Here is a 15,414-nt window from a genome sequence, read left to right as displayed (position 1 = left end):
CGGCGATGATCACACCGGCGATCAGCGAGGCCATCAGGCCGTATTCCACCGCGGTAGCGCCTTCTTCGTTGCGGATCAGGGTGCGGATGGCGTTCATGGGGGTTCTCCTCGTCTGGTTTGGTTGTGCGTGCGGTCGCAATGCTCTTAAAGCAACCGGTGTGCCAGCGTGACCCGCCACAGGCAGATTTGGCGCGGAACAACAACAACCCTGCGAAATTGAAGGAGCATTTTCCATGGATGACGCCACGGAACCGCTTCCGGCGGCATGGCGGCGGGGCCTGGGACCCGCGCGCGACCGCCCGCCGATCCATGAATCGTGGAGCGCCTGCCGCTTCAAGGCCGGGAAGGGGCATGGATCGGACTTTTCCCGAGCAAATCCATGAATCGTGAAGCACCCGGCGGTACTCCACGAAACGTGGACCACGGACGCGCGTCCTGCTTGGCAAGCGTGGCGCGAACGCGTATCAGCCTGGATGCATGGTGAACTCAACGAGAGAGGCCCCGTGAGGCGCACGCTCCCCATCGTCCTGAAGCTCTGCGCGGCCCTGGCCGTAACCCTTGCGACCCTCTGGGCCGCCCTGGCCGCCTACTGGTCCGACGTGGAGAGCGCGGCGGGCAGGACGCTCCTGGCCATGGCTGTGGTGGCGGGCACGGGGCTGTGCTTCGCCCTGATTCGACGCAGGGGGCGCGCCCTGGCGGCGTGGCTGTGCGGCTTCGCGCTCTTCGCGGCCTGGTGGAGCGCCATCGCCCCCTCCAACCAGCGCGACTGGCAGCCCGACGTGGCCGTGCTCCCCTACGCCCAGGTTCAGGGGGACCTCGTTACGGTGCGCAACATCCGCAACGTGGCCTACCGCACCGAGACCGACTACCAGCCCCGCTACCACGACAAGACCTTCGACCTGAAGAAGCTCGAAGGCGTGGACCTCATCGCCGTCTACTGGATGGGCGACGCCATAGCCCACGTGATGGTGAGCTTCGTCTTCCAGGGACAGGACGCCCTGTGCTTCTCCATCGAGACCCGCAAGGAAAAAGGCGAGGGCTATTCCGCGCTCAAGGGCTTCTTCAAGCAGTACGAGTTGACCTACGTGGCCGCCGAGGAGCGCGACCTGATCCGCCTGCGCACAGACCACCGCGTCCCCCCCGAGGACGTGTACCTCTTCAGGACCCGCATGCCCGAGGCCAACGCCCGCAAGCTGTTCCTGGAGTACGTGAAGAAGATCAACAGCCTCTACGAAACGCCCGAATACTACAACACCCTCACCACCAACTGCACCACAAACGTGGTGCGCCACGTGCGAGCCTTCGAGGGAAGGCTTCGCTACAGCTGGAAGATCCTCTTCTCCGGGTACGCGCCGCAATACGTCTACGAGCTGGGCGGCCTGGAAGACTCGCTGCCCTTCGAGGAACTCAAGGCCAAAAGCTACGTGAACCCCAAGGCCAGGGCCGCAGGAGACGCACCGGACTTCTCCGCGCGGATTCGCAGCGGACTGCCCGGCATGCCCGGCCCCTGACCCGGACCTCGGACGCCCCAACCTAACCCTGCAACCGACGGAAACACCACCATGCCCCACCCGTTCGCCAGCTCCCTCGCCGTCCTGGCGGTCCTGCTGCTGTCCTGCGCGGCGGCCCACGCCCAGCCCTTCGAGACGCCGCCCACCTTCAAGGCCCAGTCCCTGCTGCCCAAGGACCTGCTCTCCGGACCGGACTTCCGCGTGGACCCCGAGGTCCGCAACGACGGCTACCTGAACATCTACGTGATCCACTCGCCCTACGGCGATTTCAAGGCCGCCTCCACGGCCCTGGCGCGCACGCGCATCGCCGAAATCCGGGCCATGTCCAAGATGGACCAGGTGGCCGGGTCCAACGCCTTCGCCAGCTCCCTGGCCGACAAGGGCAAGCAGACACTCCAGGGCGCGGTGGACCTGGTCACCGACCCCCTGCAAACGCTGGGCGGGGCGCTCTCGGGCGTGGGCAAGCTCTTCGTGCGCGCCCAGGAGAACCTGGCGGAAAGCTCCCCCAGCAAGTGGGAGGACAGCCGCGCCGCCGGGCTGGTGGGCTTCTCCAAGACCAAGCGCGACTACGCCCTCCGGTTCGGGGTGGACCCCTACTCCACCAACCCCGTGCTCCAGCAGAAGCTCGACGCCCTCTCCGAGGCGGGCTACGCCGGGAGCCTCACCGGAACGGCCCTGCAGGCCCTGATTCCCGGCGGCGTGGGCATTGCCGTCTCGGGCGTGAGCACCACGGCGCTCATGCAGGGCGTGGACCTCACCGTTCCGCCGGGCGACCTGCGCCGCCAGAACCGCGAGGCGCTCATCCAGGCGGGAGTGCCCAAGGACCTGGCCCGGCTCTTCGTGAACAACCCCGAGTTCACCCCCACCCAGCAGACCGTGCTCACCCGGGCCCTCACCTCCATGGCGGGCACCGCCGACAAGGCCGAGTTCGTGGAGTTCGTGGCCGAGACCTCCGACCAGGACGTGTGCCTCTTCCGCCAGCGCATGGCCGAGATGTACGCGGGCTACGCGCGCGAGGCGGGCGCGCTGGCGCGCTTCGTCCCCGTGGGGCGCTTCGTGGGCGCGCTGCGCCCCGACGGCAGGCTCGTGCTGGCCTTCCCGCTGGACTACCTGGCATACACCGCCGCCGCCGCGTCCAACCTGGACGCCCTGGACCGGGCGGCGCGCGCCCTGCCCGCCTCGGGGGTGGAGTTGTGGCTCACGGGCAAGGCCAGCCCGGGCACGAAGCAGCGCCTGAAGCGCATGGGCTGGACCCTGCGGGAGGACGCCGCCGGACGGCTGGGGATGTGAAGAGGCGGAACGCTCTCAGGCCCCGCCACCGTGGCCCGGGATGCCGTGCTTCTGGAGCTTGTTCCAGAGGTTGGTGGGCGAAAGCCCCAGCAGGCGCGCGGCCTCCTTCTGCACCCCCCCGGCCTGGCGCAGGGCCTCCAGGATGAGGCCGCGCTCCACGTCCTCCAGGGTCTGGCGCAGGTTCATGCCCGGGCGCAGCGCGGGCGGCTGGGCGGTGGCCGCCGGGGCCTGCCCCAGGGCCTGGAGGCAGTCGCGCGCGGTGAAGAGCGGCCCGGGCGCGGTGATGGCCGCGCGCTCGATGGCGTTGGCCAGCTGGCGCACGTTGCCCGGCCAGGGCTGGGCCATGAGGGCCTCGGCCCCGTCGCGGGAGAGCCCTTCAAGGGCGCAGCCCGTGCGGGCGTGGAGGCGGCGGATGAAGTGCTCGGCCAGCAGGGGGATGTCCTCGCGGCGGTCGCGCAGGGGCGGTATGCGAATCTGGGCGATGCTCAGGCGGTAGAAGAGGTCGGCGCGGAAGGCGCGCTCCTCCACCAGGCGGGGCAGGTCCTGGTGTGTGGCGGCGATGATGCGCACGTCCACCGGCATGGGCGCGGGCGCGCCCAGGCGCTCGATCATCTTGGATTCCACGGCGCGCAGCAGCTTGGGCTGCAGGAAAAGGGGCATGTCGCCCAGTTCGTCCAGCAGCAGCGAGCCCTTGGCCGCCAGTTCGAACTTGCCCTTGCGCGCCGTGAGCGCCCCGGTGAAGGCCCCCTTCTCGTGCCCGAAGAGTTCGCTCTCCAGGAGGTTTTCCGGGATGGCCGCGCAGTTCACCTTCACGAACGGCCCGGAGGCCCGGGGCGAGAGGGCGTGGATGGCGTCGGCGACCACCTCCTTGCCCGTGCCGGATTCGCCGGTGACGAGCACCGTCACGTCCAGGGCCGCCACCTTGGCCACCAGCTCCTTGAGCCGGAGCATGGGTTCGCTCTGGCCCACCAGGCCGTGGTCGTCCGGGGTGTCGCGCAGCCTGCGGCGCAGCGCGCGCGATTCGTCGCGCAGGGCGCGGCGCTCCAGGGCGCGGCGGATCACGGTCTCCAGCTCGGCCAGGCTGAAGGGCTTGGAGAAGTAGTCGTACGCGCCGTGCCGGATGGCCTCCAGGGCCACCTCGCGGGTGGACTGGCCGGTCATGACGATCACGTCCACGCCGGGCTGGGCCGCCAGGATGCGCGGGATGGCCTCCACGCCGGACATGCCGGGGAGCATCACGTCGGTGAGCACCAGCTCGTAGCTCCCGGAGCCCAGGAGCTCCAGCCCCTCCTCGGCCGATCCCGCCAGGCGCGAAGAGAGCCCCTTCACGTCCAGGGCGTCCTGGATCATGGCCCCCAGGGAAGGGTCGTCCTCGATGACCAGGATGCGTTCGCTCATGCGGAGAAAAAGCAGGCGATCACGCCTTCGAACTGCTCGGCGTGGTCCTGGGCCAGGCTTTCCAGGTCGGAAAAGTCCGGTTCCAGGGCCTCCCAGACGGCGGGATTGAAACGCGGCAGGGGCATGTCCTGCCGGTCGGCCGGGGCCAGGAGCTGGGCCATCAGGTCGGCGGCGTTCACCAGCATGGCGGCCTTGTCGGAGGGCTCGGGGGCGTGGTGGGCGGTGACGGCGCGCTCGATGGTTTCGGGGAGCCGCCACTTGGCCAGGAGCCTGCCGCCCAGGAGGGCGTGGTCGAACCCGACCTCCTCGCGTTCGATGGCGGTCAGGTCCGTGCCGGGGGCGCGCGCGCGGGCCAGGCAGCGGGCGCTGGCGGCGGGAAGGTGGCGGAACATCACGAGCTTCCCGATGTCGTGGAGCAGGCCGCAGACGAAGCATTGCTCGGGGTCGGCCCAGCCGGTGGCCTGGGCCATGCCCCGGGTGAGGATGGCGCAGGAGACGCTGTGCTCCCAGAAACGGCGCATGTCCATGGCCTGGGGGCTGATGCCCTTGAAGGCCGGGGCCACCGAGAGCCCCAGGGCCAGGCTGGCCAGCTGCGACGTGCCGGTGATGAGCACCGCGCGCTCCAGGCTCTCCACCTTGTTGCCCAGGCGCTGGCCCATGGGGCCCAGGGCGCGGCCCATGAAGGCGCTGTTCACCAGCCTGAGCAGGGTGGCGGAGAGGGCCGGGTCGCTGGAGATGAGGTCCGTTGCGTCGGCGGCCGTGGCGTTGGGGTCCTTGAGCAGGGCGTCCAGGCGGGCGTAGATCTCGGGCAGGGAGAAAAGCTTGGTGTCGCGCTCGAGCACCGCGTCCAGGGACAGGGGCTTCTCCCCGGACTCCGGGACCGGCGCGGGGGACGCGACGGGAGCGGCTTCGACGCCGACCGGGGCCAGCCCCCGCTCCAGGCAGAAGGCGTGGAGCAGCCTGCCCCGCGGGTGGGCCATCGTCTCCGGCCCCAGGCGGGCGGCCAGCCAGGCGGCCTGGCCCTCGTCGTACCCCCGGGCCCCGGCCGCTGGCCGGCCCGTGCTCACGATGCGTTCCATCCGTCCTCCCCCGGCCGTTCGGCCGATTTGCCGGACCCCCCCGTGCCTCGCGGACCAGGGGCACATCCGACGTTATCCCCTTTCCCCCCTGCGTACAATCGCCCAGGGCGGCCGCGCGACGAATTCCTCCACAAATAATGAATCGCCTCCCCGGCGCACCTCCCGGCGCACCTCCCGGCCACCGCGAAGACGCCCGGGGAACGCATAAAAAGCAAGAAGCATACCTCTTTCGGAAGGCGCGGTTTCCCGAGAAACCTCATCCTCTGTCGGGGGGCTGTACATCCGCCGAACCATCAGTATACATAATAAACAAAGGCCCAATTATTGCTTTAATCCGGCATATGAACGGGAAGGCTCCCGTTCGAGGAAGACGCCGTGACCGTCAAACTACACACCACCCCAGGCCGGGATTCCGGCTCCACCAGCGTCGAGATGGCGCTGATCCTGCTGCCACTGCTGCTCCTGCTGGTGGGGGGCGTGGAGGCCGGGCGCTACTACTGGACCCGCCACGTCGTCGCCGCGGCCGCCGCCGAGGGCGCGCGCCTGGCCATCCTCAACGGCCCCACCGACGCCGAGGTGGCCGCAAGGGCGCGGCGCATCCTCGTGGAGGGCGGCGTGAGCCAGGCCGCCGGGGTGACCGTCTCGGCCAGGCAGGCCAACCAGCCCGTCACGGTGCGCGTGGACCTGCCCTACGCCTTTTTCGGGCTGGGGGGGCTGGTCCCGGCCTTCGCCGCCGTGGACTCCATCTCCATCACCTCCATGATGGTGCACCAGCCATGAACGCTCATCGCGACCAATCCGGCGTGGCGGCCGTCGAGTTCGCCCTCATCGGCTCTCTGGTGCTGATCCCCCTGGTGATCGCCATCCTGGACTTCAGCCAGATGTTCCAGATCCGCCAGGTGGTGGCCCAGGCCTGCGAAGTGGGCGCGCTGGCGGCCTCCGACGGCCAGGCCCCGGAGCCCCTCATGCGCGCCTACGTCCAACAGGCCGGACAGGACTCCGGCCGCCTGGGCGTGGCCGTCACGGCCAACTTCCAGCAGCTGCCCCCCGGAACGGCCATCCGCGTGGACGCGACCTTCGACTTGCGCGGCCTGCCCATCATCCCCTGGGGCGCGGCCATACCTGGCTTCGTGGAGCTCACGGCCCAGGCAACCGCCCGCAGGCGCTGACAACCAGGAGTCCGACATGGACAACGCCACACCCTCGCGCGGCGAACGCGGTTCCGTCTCGGTGCTGGCGGCCCTGCTTCTCGTGGCCGTCTGCGGCATGGGGGCCTTCGCGGTGGACTACGGCTACCTGCGCTGGAAACGCAGCCAGCTCCAGACCGCCGTGGACGCCGCCGCCCTGGCCGGCGCCGCCGGGCTCGTCTCCTACGGCCAGGACCTGGCGCGCATCCGGGCCGAGGCCGTCACCTTCGGGCGGGCCAACATCGACGCCCGCGACAACCCCGCCCTGGCCCTCACGCAGGGAGACGTCTCCGTAAACCTCAACATCCCGGGCTGGGTGGAGGTCACGGCCGGGTTCACCGCCGCGCGCGGCAACCCCGTGCGCCTCTTCCTGGGGCCGGTGCTGGGCCTCAACGCCTCCGACGTGTCGGCCACGGCCCGGGCCGAAATCTTCTGTTCCACCACGTCGCGCTGCATCAAGCCCTGGAGCGTGCCCACCAAGTTCACCTGGAACGACACCTGCGGCGAGGCCAAATACCACAACGGCGTGCTCGACACGCAAGTGCCCTGCGAGATGGCCTCCATCAACGTGCAGGGCTACGGCCCGGGCGACGTGGGCACGCAGATCGTGCTCAAGACCGGCGCCCCCCATGCCACCATCGCCCCGGGACAGTACAGCCCCGTGGACCTGCCCCCCGTGGGTTCCGGCCAGCCCGTCACGGGCGGCTCCGCCTACCGCGACAACATCGCCGGATGCACCGGGGCCAACAACACCGACGTCACCGTGCAGGACTTCCTCCAGTTGGAGCCCGGCAACATGGTGGGCCCCACCAAACAGGGCATCCAGGACCTCATCGCCCAGGACCCGGGGGCCTACTGGGACGCTTCCACCAGTTCCGTCAGGGGCAGCACCTACCCGGACTCCATGGCCAGCCCCCGCGTGGGCATCATCACCTTCTTCGACCCCCGCGACCCGCCCACGTCCGGGCGCAACACCATCGTGGTCTACCAGCTGGGGGCCGTGTTCGTGGAGGGCATCAACGGCGCGGGCGACGTCACCGGACGCTTCGTCAACGCCACGGCCGTGTCCCCCGTGCGCGGGGCCGGCGGCAATTGCGGAACCCTCTGGGGCATCAGCCTCACGCGCGACTCCACCCGCTGAAGCCCGCCCGGGCGCTCCACGATCAATGGATCAGGGAGGCCTTCGCGATCCACAATTCCTGAACCCGGCCCCGCTCGCGGCCCACGGCCCCCTCCCGGCCACGCGGAGCGCGGACCCCCGCCCCGCGCCATCCCCCGGACCCGCACCCCCCTCGCCCGCCCCGCCCGGCACGCGCCTTGCTTTGCGCCTCACGCCGGGCGCGCCGACGCGCCAGCGAAGAGGAGACCGCCATGAACCTGCGCAACGAATCAGGCTCTTCCTCCGTGGAGGCCGCCATCATCATTCCGGTGCTGGTGGCCCTGTCGGTGTCGGTGTGGGAGGGGTCCGTGATGCTCAAGACCTTCTTCACCGTCCAGGAGGCCGCCCGCGAGGGCGCACGGGAGATCCTGCGCTCCGGCAGCGACTCCAAGGTGCAGGCCCTGGTCCAGAACCTCACGAAAGACCTGCCCCCTTCGGATCTGCAGGTGAGCAAGTCCGTGGACACGGGCGCGAAGACCGCGACCGTGGAGGTAAGCTATGCCTATCAACCGAGTTCTCTCTCTGGCGACTTCATTGACGCGCTCAACAACGGCCCGCTTACGATCACTTCGAAGGTTGTCATGCCTCTGCAGTGAGGAGCGGGGCTCCACGGCCACCCTGGTGGCCGTGGGCGCGCTGGCCCTGGCCGGCGCGGCCGGGCTCGTGGTGGACGAGGGCCTGCTCTACAAGGCCAACAACCAGCTCCAGGCCGCCGTGGACGCCGCCGCCCTGGCCGGGAGCCTGGAGTTGCCCTACGACCCGGACCTCTCCCAGAACCGCGTGCGCCAGGCCGCGGAGAAATCCCTTGTCCAGAACTACGGCGAGGCCTCCATCAAGAGCCTCACCCTGGGCACGGAGGTGCGAAGCGTCTGCGTGGAGGGCAAGGCCACGGTGAAGCTCACCTTCGCCACGGTGCTGGGCGTGGGGGACAAGGAGATCGACTGCACCGCCTGCGCGGGCTACAACAACCTGGAGATCGTCTTCGTGATCGACAACACGGGCTCCATGTCCGGCACGCCCATCACCAAGGTGCGCCAGGCGGCCACCAACATGGTCAACCTGGTGATGCCCAACACCGGCGCGCCCTCCACCAAGATCGGCCTTGTGCCCTTCCGGGGCAAGGTGCGCGTGCCCGCGAACGTGGACGGCAAGGCCGCCGGATGCCGCAACGCCGACGGCACCGTGAACACCACCAACAGCTCCTCGTGCACCTCCATCCCCTACATCAAGGCGCTCACCACGGACAAGGCGGCCATCACCACCGCCATCAACTCCATGACCGCCACCGGCACCGCCTCGGGCACCGTGATCTCCGAAGGCATCAAGTGGGGACGCCACGTGCTCACCCCCGAAGCCCCCTACACAGAGGGCGGCGACGCCAAAAAGTACCGCAAGGTGATGATCCTGCTCACCGACGGCGACAACGAGGACGGCAAGTGCGGCGGCCAGTACGGAGACACCTCCGACCCCAACAACTACTGGTACAACGCCTACTACGGCATGAACGTGAAGACCTGCCACTGCGAGGACGGCGGCTGCCTCAACACCGCCATGCTCTCCGAGGCGCAGCTGGCCAAGGACGCGGGCATCGAGATCTTCACCATCCGCTTCGGCACATCCGACTCCACGGACGTGAACCTCATGAAGACCGTGGCCTCCTCCAAGCCCGGAACCAACGACCACTACTACGACGCGCCCTCCTCCAGCGACATCGACGACATGTTCAAGAAGATCGGCCGCCAGCTCGGGCTGCGGCTCATCAAGTAGGAGCACGCCATGAACGCCATCCGCAGACTGCGCAGGCTCCTGGGCGAGGCAGGGTCCTCGGCCGTGGAGTTCGCCCTGGTGGCCCCGCTGGTCACCGGGCTCATGATCGGCGTGCTGGAGACCAGCAACGCCCTCTCCGTGTGGCTCACCCTCAAGAAGGCCACCGAGCTGGGCGCGCGCTTCGCCACCACCGGCCAGGGCGAAATCGACGGCACGCGCATGGCCCAGATCATCGCCGCAACCAAGAAGGTGGCCGCCGACTCCCGGGGCATCGACGTGAACGTGAAGGTCTCCAGCTGGGCCGGACTCTCCGCCTCGGGCGCGGCCCGGGAAGGCGACCCGGGCGGCCCCTGCGACACCGTCCAGATCGACGTGAACTACGTCTACACGCCCGTCACGCCCCTGGGCGACATGCTCGACCCCACCAACGGCGCGTCGGCCTGGTCCCAGGCCATGACCATGCGCCAGGCCACCCGCATGGTCAACGAACCCTGGCGGCCCTGTCCCTACTAGGGGCCAACGGAGACATGCCATGACCATCCAACGCCTCGTCGCCTGGGCCGCCGCGCTGGCCGCCCTCCTGGCCATCCTCTTCGCCGCGCCCCGCGCGCACGGCCAGGAAGGGGACGACCTGCGCGGCTACGACCTCATCGACCCGCAGAACAAGGGCTTCGTCACCCTGCCCGAATACCTGGCCGTGTTCCCGGACCAGCAGAAAGCCACAGCCGACTTCCAGGGCATGGACGCCAACAAGGACCAGGTGGTGACCAAGGAGGAGTTCCTGGCCGTCAAGCCGGCCTACAAAAAGTAGCTTCGGGCCGTGGGGTCCACGCACCGGGCGCGCGCGGAATCGCGCCCGGCGCGATGGCCCCCGCGAGGACGGCCCGAACGCACGGGGGAAGCCCCCGGGAGTTGGTCCCGGGGGCTTGTGCGTTCCACGCCCCACGGATAAAGGCAGGGACAGCGACCACCACCCCATGGACCACGCCCCCGCACCCAAGCCCCTCGCGGCGCTCGACGCCTTCTTCCTCCTGGACGCCGGACGCCTCCCGGGCCTGGACGGCCTGCGCGGCCTGGCCATCGTCATGGTCTTCAACGTCCACTTCTTCGCCCAGCACTTCGAGCGCAACTACTTCCTCGACCCCGGCGCCCCGGCCCATCAACTTCTGCGCGCCCTGCACTCGGGCGTGCTCGGCGTGGACGTGCTCTTCGTGCTTTCGGGCTTCCTCACGTGGGTGTCGCTGGCCCGGCGCAGGCCCTCGGTCCCGGCCTTCCTGGCCGCGCGCTACCGCAGGCTCCTGCCCGTGATCCTGGCCGTGAACCTCCCGGCCCTGTGCTGGGGCGCGGCCTCGGTGGACTGGCGTCAGGCCCTGGCCAACGTCTTCTTCCTCCACGTGCCCCCGGGCGTGACCCTGGTGACCTACACCACCTGGGCCCTGGTCTACGAAATGTGGTTCTACCTGCTCTGCGCGGCCTGGGTGCTCGTGCTGGGGCGCTTCGCCCTCTTTCGCTCCTGGGGCTTCTTCTGGCTCCTGGCGGCGGCGCTCGCGGCCAACATCCTGGTGTTCAAGCGCTTCCTGCTGCTGGGCGACCCGCGCTTCCTGGGCTTCCTCTTCGGCGTGGCCCTGGCCCGGGCCTGGGGCGAGGGCAGGATCGGACCGGGCCTGCAACGCGCGGCGCGGCTGGGCTTCGTTCCGGCCCTGGCGGCCCTGCTGGCCTTCTGCTGGGCGGGCGGCCACCCCCACGTGGAGGCCTGGATGGCCCGGGACAACCTCCACCGCCTGGCCTTTTTCCTGGCCCTGGACGCCACCATCTGCCTCATCCTGCTGCGCCTGATCCTGCCCGGCCCAGGCCCCTCGGCCTTCACCGCGCGGCCCCTGCGCATGGCGGGCATGGTGAGCTATTCGCTCTTCATGACCCACACCCAATGGGGCCTGCCCCTGGCCAACCGCCTGGCCGGGCCCGCTGCCGACGCCCTGGGCATGGCCCTGCGCTGGGGCCTCTCACTGGGGCTGTGCCTGCTCCTGGCCGCGCTGATCTTCGCCGTGTTCGAACGCCCCTACTTCTCCAGGCCATGAGCATGCGCGCCGCCCCATCCCCCGCCCGGCTCCCGGGCCTGGACATCCTGCGGCTCCTGGGCGCGCTGTGGCTCTTCCACCTCGTGTTCTTCGCGGGATGGGCCGCGCCGGACCCCACCCTGATGCAGGGTTCCGGCACGGCGGCGCGCCTCGCGGCGCGCGCGGCGGGGGTGCTGGCCACCAGCGGCGTGGCCGGGCTGGAGCTTCTGCTGACGGTTTCGGGCTTCCTGGCCTTTCGGGACGTACGGGCGGGCCGGGCGGGTTCCTTCGCGGCGCGCTTCCTGCGCCTGGCCGCCCCTCTTGCGGTGCTGGCCGTGGCCTATGCGGCCTATTCCGGCGGGCCGTTCGGGGCCGCGCTGGGGCAGGCGCTCCTGCTGCGCTCGCCCTACTCCACGCCGCTGTTGGAGCAGGCCGTGGGCGGGGTGAACCCCTTTCTGGCCTTCCTGCCCCTGGCCTGGGCCTGGGCCATCGCCTGCGGGCGCTTCCCCCGCGCGGCCGGATGGCCCGCGCTGGCCGCGCTCTGGGCCGCCTGCGCCGGACTGGCGCTGGCTGGTCCGGCGGGGCTTACCCCCAACGTCCACCTGACGGCCTTCTGCTGGGGCGCGCTTGCGGCCCGCATCTCCCAGGACACGGCCTGGACGGCGCGCGTTCCGGCCTGGGCGGGCCCCTTCTGTTTTCTGGCGGCCGTGGCCCTGTGCCACAAGCTCTCGGCCCTCAAGGGCGCGGACCCGGCCTACCTGATCGCCGGGCGCGACCTCCCGGCCCTGGCCCAGGCCACGGCGCTCCAGGCCCTCTGCGCCCTTGCCGTTCTGTGTTCGCTCAAGCCCGGGACCGCGCCCGCCTGGCTCCGGCCCCTGACCCTGGCGGGCTCGGCCACCTACGGCTTCTTCATCGCCTGGACCCACTGGTCCGGCCCCCTGGCCGCCGGGATCATCGGCCCGGACGCCCCCCTGCCCCCGCGCTACCTGGCGGTGCTTGGCGTGAGCCTCTTCGTGGCCCTGGCCCTCAGGCCCTGCCTGGACCGGCTGCCGAGGCGGCCGATCCCCTGACCCGCCCGGCCAGCGCCCGCGCCCCGGCCAGCGCCGCCAGCAGGAACCACGGGTCGAAGGGGCTGCGCAGCTGGAACACCGCGTCCACGCCCAGGTAGGTGACGCCGAGCACCCAGAGCCCCGCAGCCCACAGGGCCAGGGCCGCCCGGGCGGACCCGCGCCGCCCGGGGTCGCGCTCCGCCAGGCAGCCCAGGCCCAGCGGCACGAGCGCGAAGAACCAGGACCACGCGGCCGCCAGGGTGTGCCACACCCGCGTGGGCCACGGCCCCAGGCGCATGGCCTCCATGAAGTCCGGGTAGCGCGCGGCCATGGCCGCCGTCTCCTCCCGCACGGCCCGGCGCTCCTCGGGCGTGGGGGCGAAGCGCCCCGAGCCGCTCTCCAGCCAGTAGGCCGAGGACTGGTCCATGATCCGCGTGAACCCCAGCGGGGCCTCGACGGGCAGGCCCAGGGCCGCGCGCCGGGCCTTGACGATCTCCGGCGTGGGCCAGCGCGCCTTGATGCGCTCGTGCGCCTCCACCTCGCTCACGGAGAAGACCAGCCGGAGCGTGTCGCGCACCCCGGCCAGGTAGTCCAGGGGCCGGGCCGCCACGCCCTCCAGGGCCGCCTTCTGGAGCGTGGAGAAGTTGCTCTCCCAGCCGAAGGCGCGGTCCGAGAGGGCCAGAAGGTCCGCGAACATGTTTTCGTCGCCCGCCGCAAAGAAGAGCTCCAGGTCCACCCCCTTGGCCCGGTATTCCGGGCGCGGCAGCAGGTCCGCCGCCACGGCCTCGGCCAGGCGCGCCGAGGCCGGGCCGTTGCCCGGGGCCATGAGCCGGTCCCAGAGAAACACCCGATGCCCGGGCATGAGCCCCGCGCCGCCGCGCGACACCGTGAACTCGCCGTAGCGCAGCCCGTTGTGGGCCATCCACGCCCCGGCCAGGACGCAATAGGCCGCCAGCATGGACGCGCCCAGGGCCAGGCGGCGGCGCGCCGGGAGCCCCGGCACGGCCAGGCACGCCAGGCAGGCCGCGACCGCCAGCTGGTTGGAGGGCCGCGCCATGACCAGCGCGAAGGCCCACGCCCCGCATACGGCCCAGCGCCAGGGCCCGGGCCTGGCGAAGGCCCCCAGCAGGGCGGCCGCGAAGAAGGCCGTCCCGGCGGCGGTGAGGCTCTCGGTGGCCACGGTGTGCCAGGCCCAGTTGTAGGAAGGGAGCAGGGCCAGAAGCCCCAGCAGGCAGGAGGCCAGGAGCGTGCCCCAGGCGCGGCGCGCGGCCGCGAAGAGCGCGGCCAAGCTCGCGGCGTAGAGCAGGTTAAGCCCCGCGTCCACCAGGGCCGGGCCGCCCAGGCGGTCCAGGAGCCCGAAAAAGAGCGGCGCGCCCGGGGTGCGGAAGAGCATGAGCTGATGGTCCGCCGGGGCCTCGCGGAAGAACTGCGTGAAGTAGGAGAGGTAGGTGTGGAAATCGCGCCCCTGCTGAAGCGGGAACACCCACGACCACGCGCGGTAGACCGCCGCCAGGCCCGCGAAGGCCGCCAGGACCGGCCAGCGCGACGCGGAGACCGAGGACCGGGACGCCGGAGGCGTCAGCCTCGCCCTGGGGGCCGGTTGCGGCAGGGAGTCCGGCGGCGCTGCCGTCGCCGGAGCGACCGGCGCGGCGGCAACCTTTCGGTCGGCAGCGGCCGTCGTGTCAGGCGCGCTGGCCAAGGCCTTCAGCTTCCTGCCGGGCGGCGCGCCCCGGCGCGGATCAATGGTCGTCCTCGCGGCTCTCGCCGTAGAGTCCGCGCTTCGCCTCTGCCTGAGCCTCCCAGTCCGGCTCGGCCAGCCCGGTCTTCGACTCGCGCGCCGGGCGAACGGTCAGGCGCGCTGCCTGGGGCTCCGCCTCGCCGACGCGCGTGGCCAGCACCACCACGTCCAGGCCCGAGGTCACGGCCTTGGGCGAATAGGAGGCCAGGAGCGCCGCCGCGTCCTCCAGCTCCGCCGGGGCCCAGGCGTGGCCAGGAAGCTCGCGGATCAGGCCCAGGGGGCTCGGGAAGCCCTCCACGTCCAGGAGGATGTCGCCGGGGCGGGCCAGGGCGCCCAGGGCCGCGTTGTCGGCCTGCTTGCGGCCCATGGCCATCCAGCGGGAGCCGCTCCAGAACTGGCGGCCCAGGTTGGCCAGCTCGAAATCCGCCGCCGTGGGGGCCTGATGGTGCGCGAGCACCGGCAGGTAGCGCTTGGCCGACTCGCGCTCCGTGAGCAGGCAGCCCCCCGCGGGCTGGGGAATGGCCGTGACGCCCAGGGCCCGCGCCAGGGCCAGCTGCGGCCCGCGCCCCCGCCCGTTGAAGCCGTGCAGGCGCTCGCGGTCCACAAGGCCCGACTCCTCCATGGGCGTGGGCTTGAGGGTGAGCGCGCACAAGGGCCTCAGGAGCAGGTCGCGCACGCGCGCGTCGCGGCTGATCACGTCCAGGGCGTCGCGGCGCTGGGACATGGGGCGCTGGCCCTTCACCTCGCCGGAGATCAGGAACTTCGCCCCGTAACGCTCCAGAAGCCCCCTGGCGTGGGACATCATAAGGATCTTGCAGTCCACGCAGGGGTTGAGCCCCTTGCCAACGCCGTGGGCCGGGCCGTCGCGCAGCATCGCCACGTAGGCCTCGCCCACGTCCACGGGTTCGATGTCCAGGCCATAGGCCTCCCGCCAGCGGTCGAGGCGGTCGGGGTGTCCGAAGAAGGGGCTCACGTAGTGCAGGCAGAGCACCTTGAGCCCCTGGGCCGCCACGGTGCGCGCGGCCAGGATGGAGTCGAGCCCTCCGGAGAAGAGGGCCAGGGCGTCGTAGATAGGCATGGGGGGTCTCGTATCCGTCCGGCGCGGGGCTGGCAAGTTGGCCGTTGCCCCCCGGGGACGCATCTGCTATGGCCTCAAGGCATTTCCCCTTTTTGAAAAGG

At 70.9% G+C, this 15,414-nt stretch carries 16 protein-coding genes; 11 read left to right on the top strand and 5 right to left on the bottom strand.

What is annotated here, in order from left to right:
* Nucleotides 1-97: Flp family type IVb pilin (locus NNJEOMEG_RS19290; protein WP_173087108.1), on the bottom strand; the 97-nt coding region annotated here is incomplete at its 3' end.
* Between the two features lie 406 nt (nt 98-503).
* Between NNJEOMEG_RS19290 and NNJEOMEG_RS19285 the strand changes: the two genes are divergently transcribed.
* Together NNJEOMEG_RS19285 and NNJEOMEG_RS19280 are read left to right on the top strand one after the other, a co-directional pair.
* Nucleotides 504-1,511 (top strand): Lnb N-terminal periplasmic domain-containing protein, encoded by a 1,008-nt coding sequence (locus NNJEOMEG_RS19285; RefSeq protein WP_235957047.1) that lies wholly within the window; start codon nt 504-506, stop codon nt 1,509-1,511.
* Between the two features lie 51 nt (nt 1,512-1,562).
* Entirely contained in the window at nt 1,563-2,801 is a 1,239-nt protein-coding gene (locus NNJEOMEG_RS19280; protein ID WP_173087106.1) for a hypothetical protein, read from the top strand.
* A gap of 15 nt (nt 2,802-2,816) precedes the next feature.
* Here NNJEOMEG_RS19280 and NNJEOMEG_RS19275 read toward each other — a convergent pair whose 3' ends face one another.
* Together NNJEOMEG_RS19275 and NNJEOMEG_RS19270 are read right to left on the bottom strand one after the other, a co-directional pair.
* Nucleotides 2,817-4,199 carry a sigma-54-dependent transcriptional regulator gene (locus tag NNJEOMEG_RS19275; protein WP_173087105.1) on the bottom strand — a complete coding sequence of 461 codons (1,383 nt, stop codon included), beginning with the start codon at nt 4,197-4,199 and terminating at the stop codon, nt 2,817-2,819.
* Nucleotides 4,196-5,278, bottom strand: a complete 1,083-nt coding sequence (locus NNJEOMEG_RS19270) for an HDOD domain-containing protein (RefSeq protein ID WP_173087104.1) — start codon at nt 5,276-5,278, stop codon at nt 4,196-4,198. The genes NNJEOMEG_RS19275 and NNJEOMEG_RS19270 overlap by 4 nt, the downstream gene beginning before the upstream one ends.
* Before the next feature lie 375 nt (nt 5,279-5,653).
* Here NNJEOMEG_RS19270 and NNJEOMEG_RS19265 point away from each other — a divergent pair, with 375 nt between their 5' ends.
* The 9 genes from NNJEOMEG_RS19265 (at nt 5,654) to NNJEOMEG_RS19225 (ending at nt 12,518) form a co-directional block, all read left to right on the top strand.
* Entirely contained in the window at nt 5,654-6,058 is a 405-nt protein-coding gene (locus NNJEOMEG_RS19265) for a TadE/TadG family type IV pilus assembly protein (protein WP_173087103.1), read from the top strand.
* On the top strand, nt 6,055-6,447 hold the full coding sequence (locus tag NNJEOMEG_RS19260; protein ID WP_173087102.1) for a TadE/TadG family type IV pilus assembly protein: 393 nt from the start codon (nt 6,055-6,057) through the stop codon (nt 6,445-6,447). The genes NNJEOMEG_RS19265 and NNJEOMEG_RS19260 overlap by 4 nt, the downstream gene beginning before the upstream one ends.
* Nucleotides 6,448-6,463: 16 nt before the next feature.
* Nucleotides 6,464-7,606 (top strand): pilus assembly protein TadG-related protein, encoded by a 1,143-nt coding sequence (locus NNJEOMEG_RS19255; RefSeq protein ID WP_173087101.1) that lies wholly within the window; start codon nt 6,464-6,466, stop codon nt 7,604-7,606.
* Nucleotides 7,607-7,836: 230 nt separating this feature from the next.
* Nucleotides 7,837-8,220 carry a TadE/TadG family type IV pilus assembly protein gene (locus tag NNJEOMEG_RS19250; protein ID WP_173087100.1) on the top strand — a complete coding sequence of 128 codons (384 nt, stop codon included), beginning with the start codon at nt 7,837-7,839 and terminating at the stop codon, nt 8,218-8,220.
* Entirely contained in the window at nt 8,201-9,391 is a 1,191-nt protein-coding gene (locus tag NNJEOMEG_RS19245; protein ID WP_235957046.1) for a vWA domain-containing protein, read from the top strand. Before NNJEOMEG_RS19250 ends, NNJEOMEG_RS19245 begins: the two co-directional genes overlap by 20 nt.
* A gap of 9 nt (nt 9,392-9,400) precedes the next feature.
* Nucleotides 9,401-9,904 (top strand): TadE/TadG family type IV pilus assembly protein, encoded by a 504-nt coding sequence (locus NNJEOMEG_RS19240; RefSeq protein ID WP_173087098.1) that lies wholly within the window; start codon nt 9,401-9,403, stop codon nt 9,902-9,904.
* 19 nt (nt 9,905-9,923) lie between these two features.
* Nucleotides 9,924-10,202 (top strand): EF-hand domain-containing protein, encoded by a 279-nt coding sequence (locus NNJEOMEG_RS19235; protein ID WP_173087097.1) that lies wholly within the window; start codon nt 9,924-9,926, stop codon nt 10,200-10,202.
* 166 nt (nt 10,203-10,368) lie between these two features.
* The gene (locus NNJEOMEG_RS19230) at nt 10,369-11,469 is read left to right on the top strand and encodes an acyltransferase family protein (protein WP_173087096.1); all 1,101 of its coding nucleotides are present in this window, start codon (nt 10,369-10,371) and stop codon (nt 11,467-11,469) included.
* 2 nt (nt 11,470-11,471) lie between these two features.
* A complete protein-coding gene (locus NNJEOMEG_RS19225; RefSeq protein ID WP_173087095.1) occupies nt 11,472-12,518 on the top strand; it encodes a hypothetical protein in 1,047 nt (348 codons plus the stop codon).
* Here NNJEOMEG_RS19225 and NNJEOMEG_RS19220 read toward each other — a convergent pair.
* Both NNJEOMEG_RS19220 and NNJEOMEG_RS19215 read right to left on the bottom strand, forming a co-directional pair.
* Nucleotides 12,475-14,196 carry a hypothetical protein gene (locus NNJEOMEG_RS19220; protein WP_173087094.1) on the bottom strand — a complete coding sequence of 574 codons (1,722 nt, stop codon included), beginning with the start codon at nt 14,194-14,196 and terminating at the stop codon, nt 12,475-12,477. The two genes, NNJEOMEG_RS19225 and NNJEOMEG_RS19220, sit on opposite strands and share 44 nt — an antisense overlap.
* A 40-nt stretch (nt 14,197-14,236) precedes the next feature.
* Entirely contained in the window at nt 14,237-15,313 is a 1,077-nt protein-coding gene (locus NNJEOMEG_RS19215; protein WP_173087093.1) for an adenine nucleotide alpha hydrolase family protein, read from the bottom strand.
* Between the last annotated feature and the right edge of the window lie 101 nt (nt 15,314-15,414).

Source organism: Fundidesulfovibrio magnetotacticus (assembly GCF_013019105.1).
GTDB lineage: Bacteria > Desulfobacterota > Desulfovibrionia > Desulfovibrionales > Desulfovibrionaceae > Fundidesulfovibrio > Fundidesulfovibrio magnetotacticus.
This window is presented reverse-complemented; position numbering and strand designations above follow the sequence as displayed.

Bases quoted from the DNA above. Each gene is read 5' to 3' on its own strand.
- NNJEOMEG_RS19225 (WP_173087095.1), top strand. From the start codon at position 11,472: ATGCGCGCCGCCCCATCCCCCGCCCGGCTCCCGGGCCTGGACATCCTG.
- NNJEOMEG_RS19230 (WP_173087096.1), top strand. From the start codon at position 10,369: ATGGACCACGCCCCCGCACCCAAGCCCCTCGCGGCGCTCGACGCCTTC.
- NNJEOMEG_RS19280 (WP_173087106.1), top strand. From the start codon at position 1,563: ATGCCCCACCCGTTCGCCAGCTCCCTCGCCGTCCTGGCGGTCCTGCTG.
- NNJEOMEG_RS19270 (WP_173087104.1), bottom strand. From the start codon at position 5,278: ATGGAACGCATCGTGAGCACGGGCCGGCCAGCGGCCGGGGCCCGGGGG.
- NNJEOMEG_RS19255 (WP_173087101.1), top strand. From the start codon at position 6,464: ATGGACAACGCCACACCCTCGCGCGGCGAACGCGGTTCCGTCTCGGTG.
- NNJEOMEG_RS19240 (WP_173087098.1), top strand. From the start codon at position 9,401: ATGAACGCCATCCGCAGACTGCGCAGGCTCCTGGGCGAGGCAGGGTCC.
- NNJEOMEG_RS19250 (WP_173087100.1), top strand. From the start codon at position 7,837: ATGAACCTGCGCAACGAATCAGGCTCTTCCTCCGTGGAGGCCGCCATC.
- NNJEOMEG_RS19260 (WP_173087102.1), top strand. From the start codon at position 6,055: ATGAACGCTCATCGCGACCAATCCGGCGTGGCGGCCGTCGAGTTCGCC.
- NNJEOMEG_RS19215 (WP_173087093.1), bottom strand. From the start codon at position 15,313: ATGCCTATCTACGACGCCCTGGCCCTCTTCTCCGGAGGGCTCGACTCC.
- NNJEOMEG_RS19275 (WP_173087105.1), bottom strand. From the start codon at position 4,199: ATGAGCGAACGCATCCTGGTCATCGAGGACGACCCTTCCCTGGGGGCC.
- NNJEOMEG_RS19235 (WP_173087097.1), top strand. From the start codon at position 9,924: ATGACCATCCAACGCCTCGTCGCCTGGGCCGCCGCGCTGGCCGCCCTC.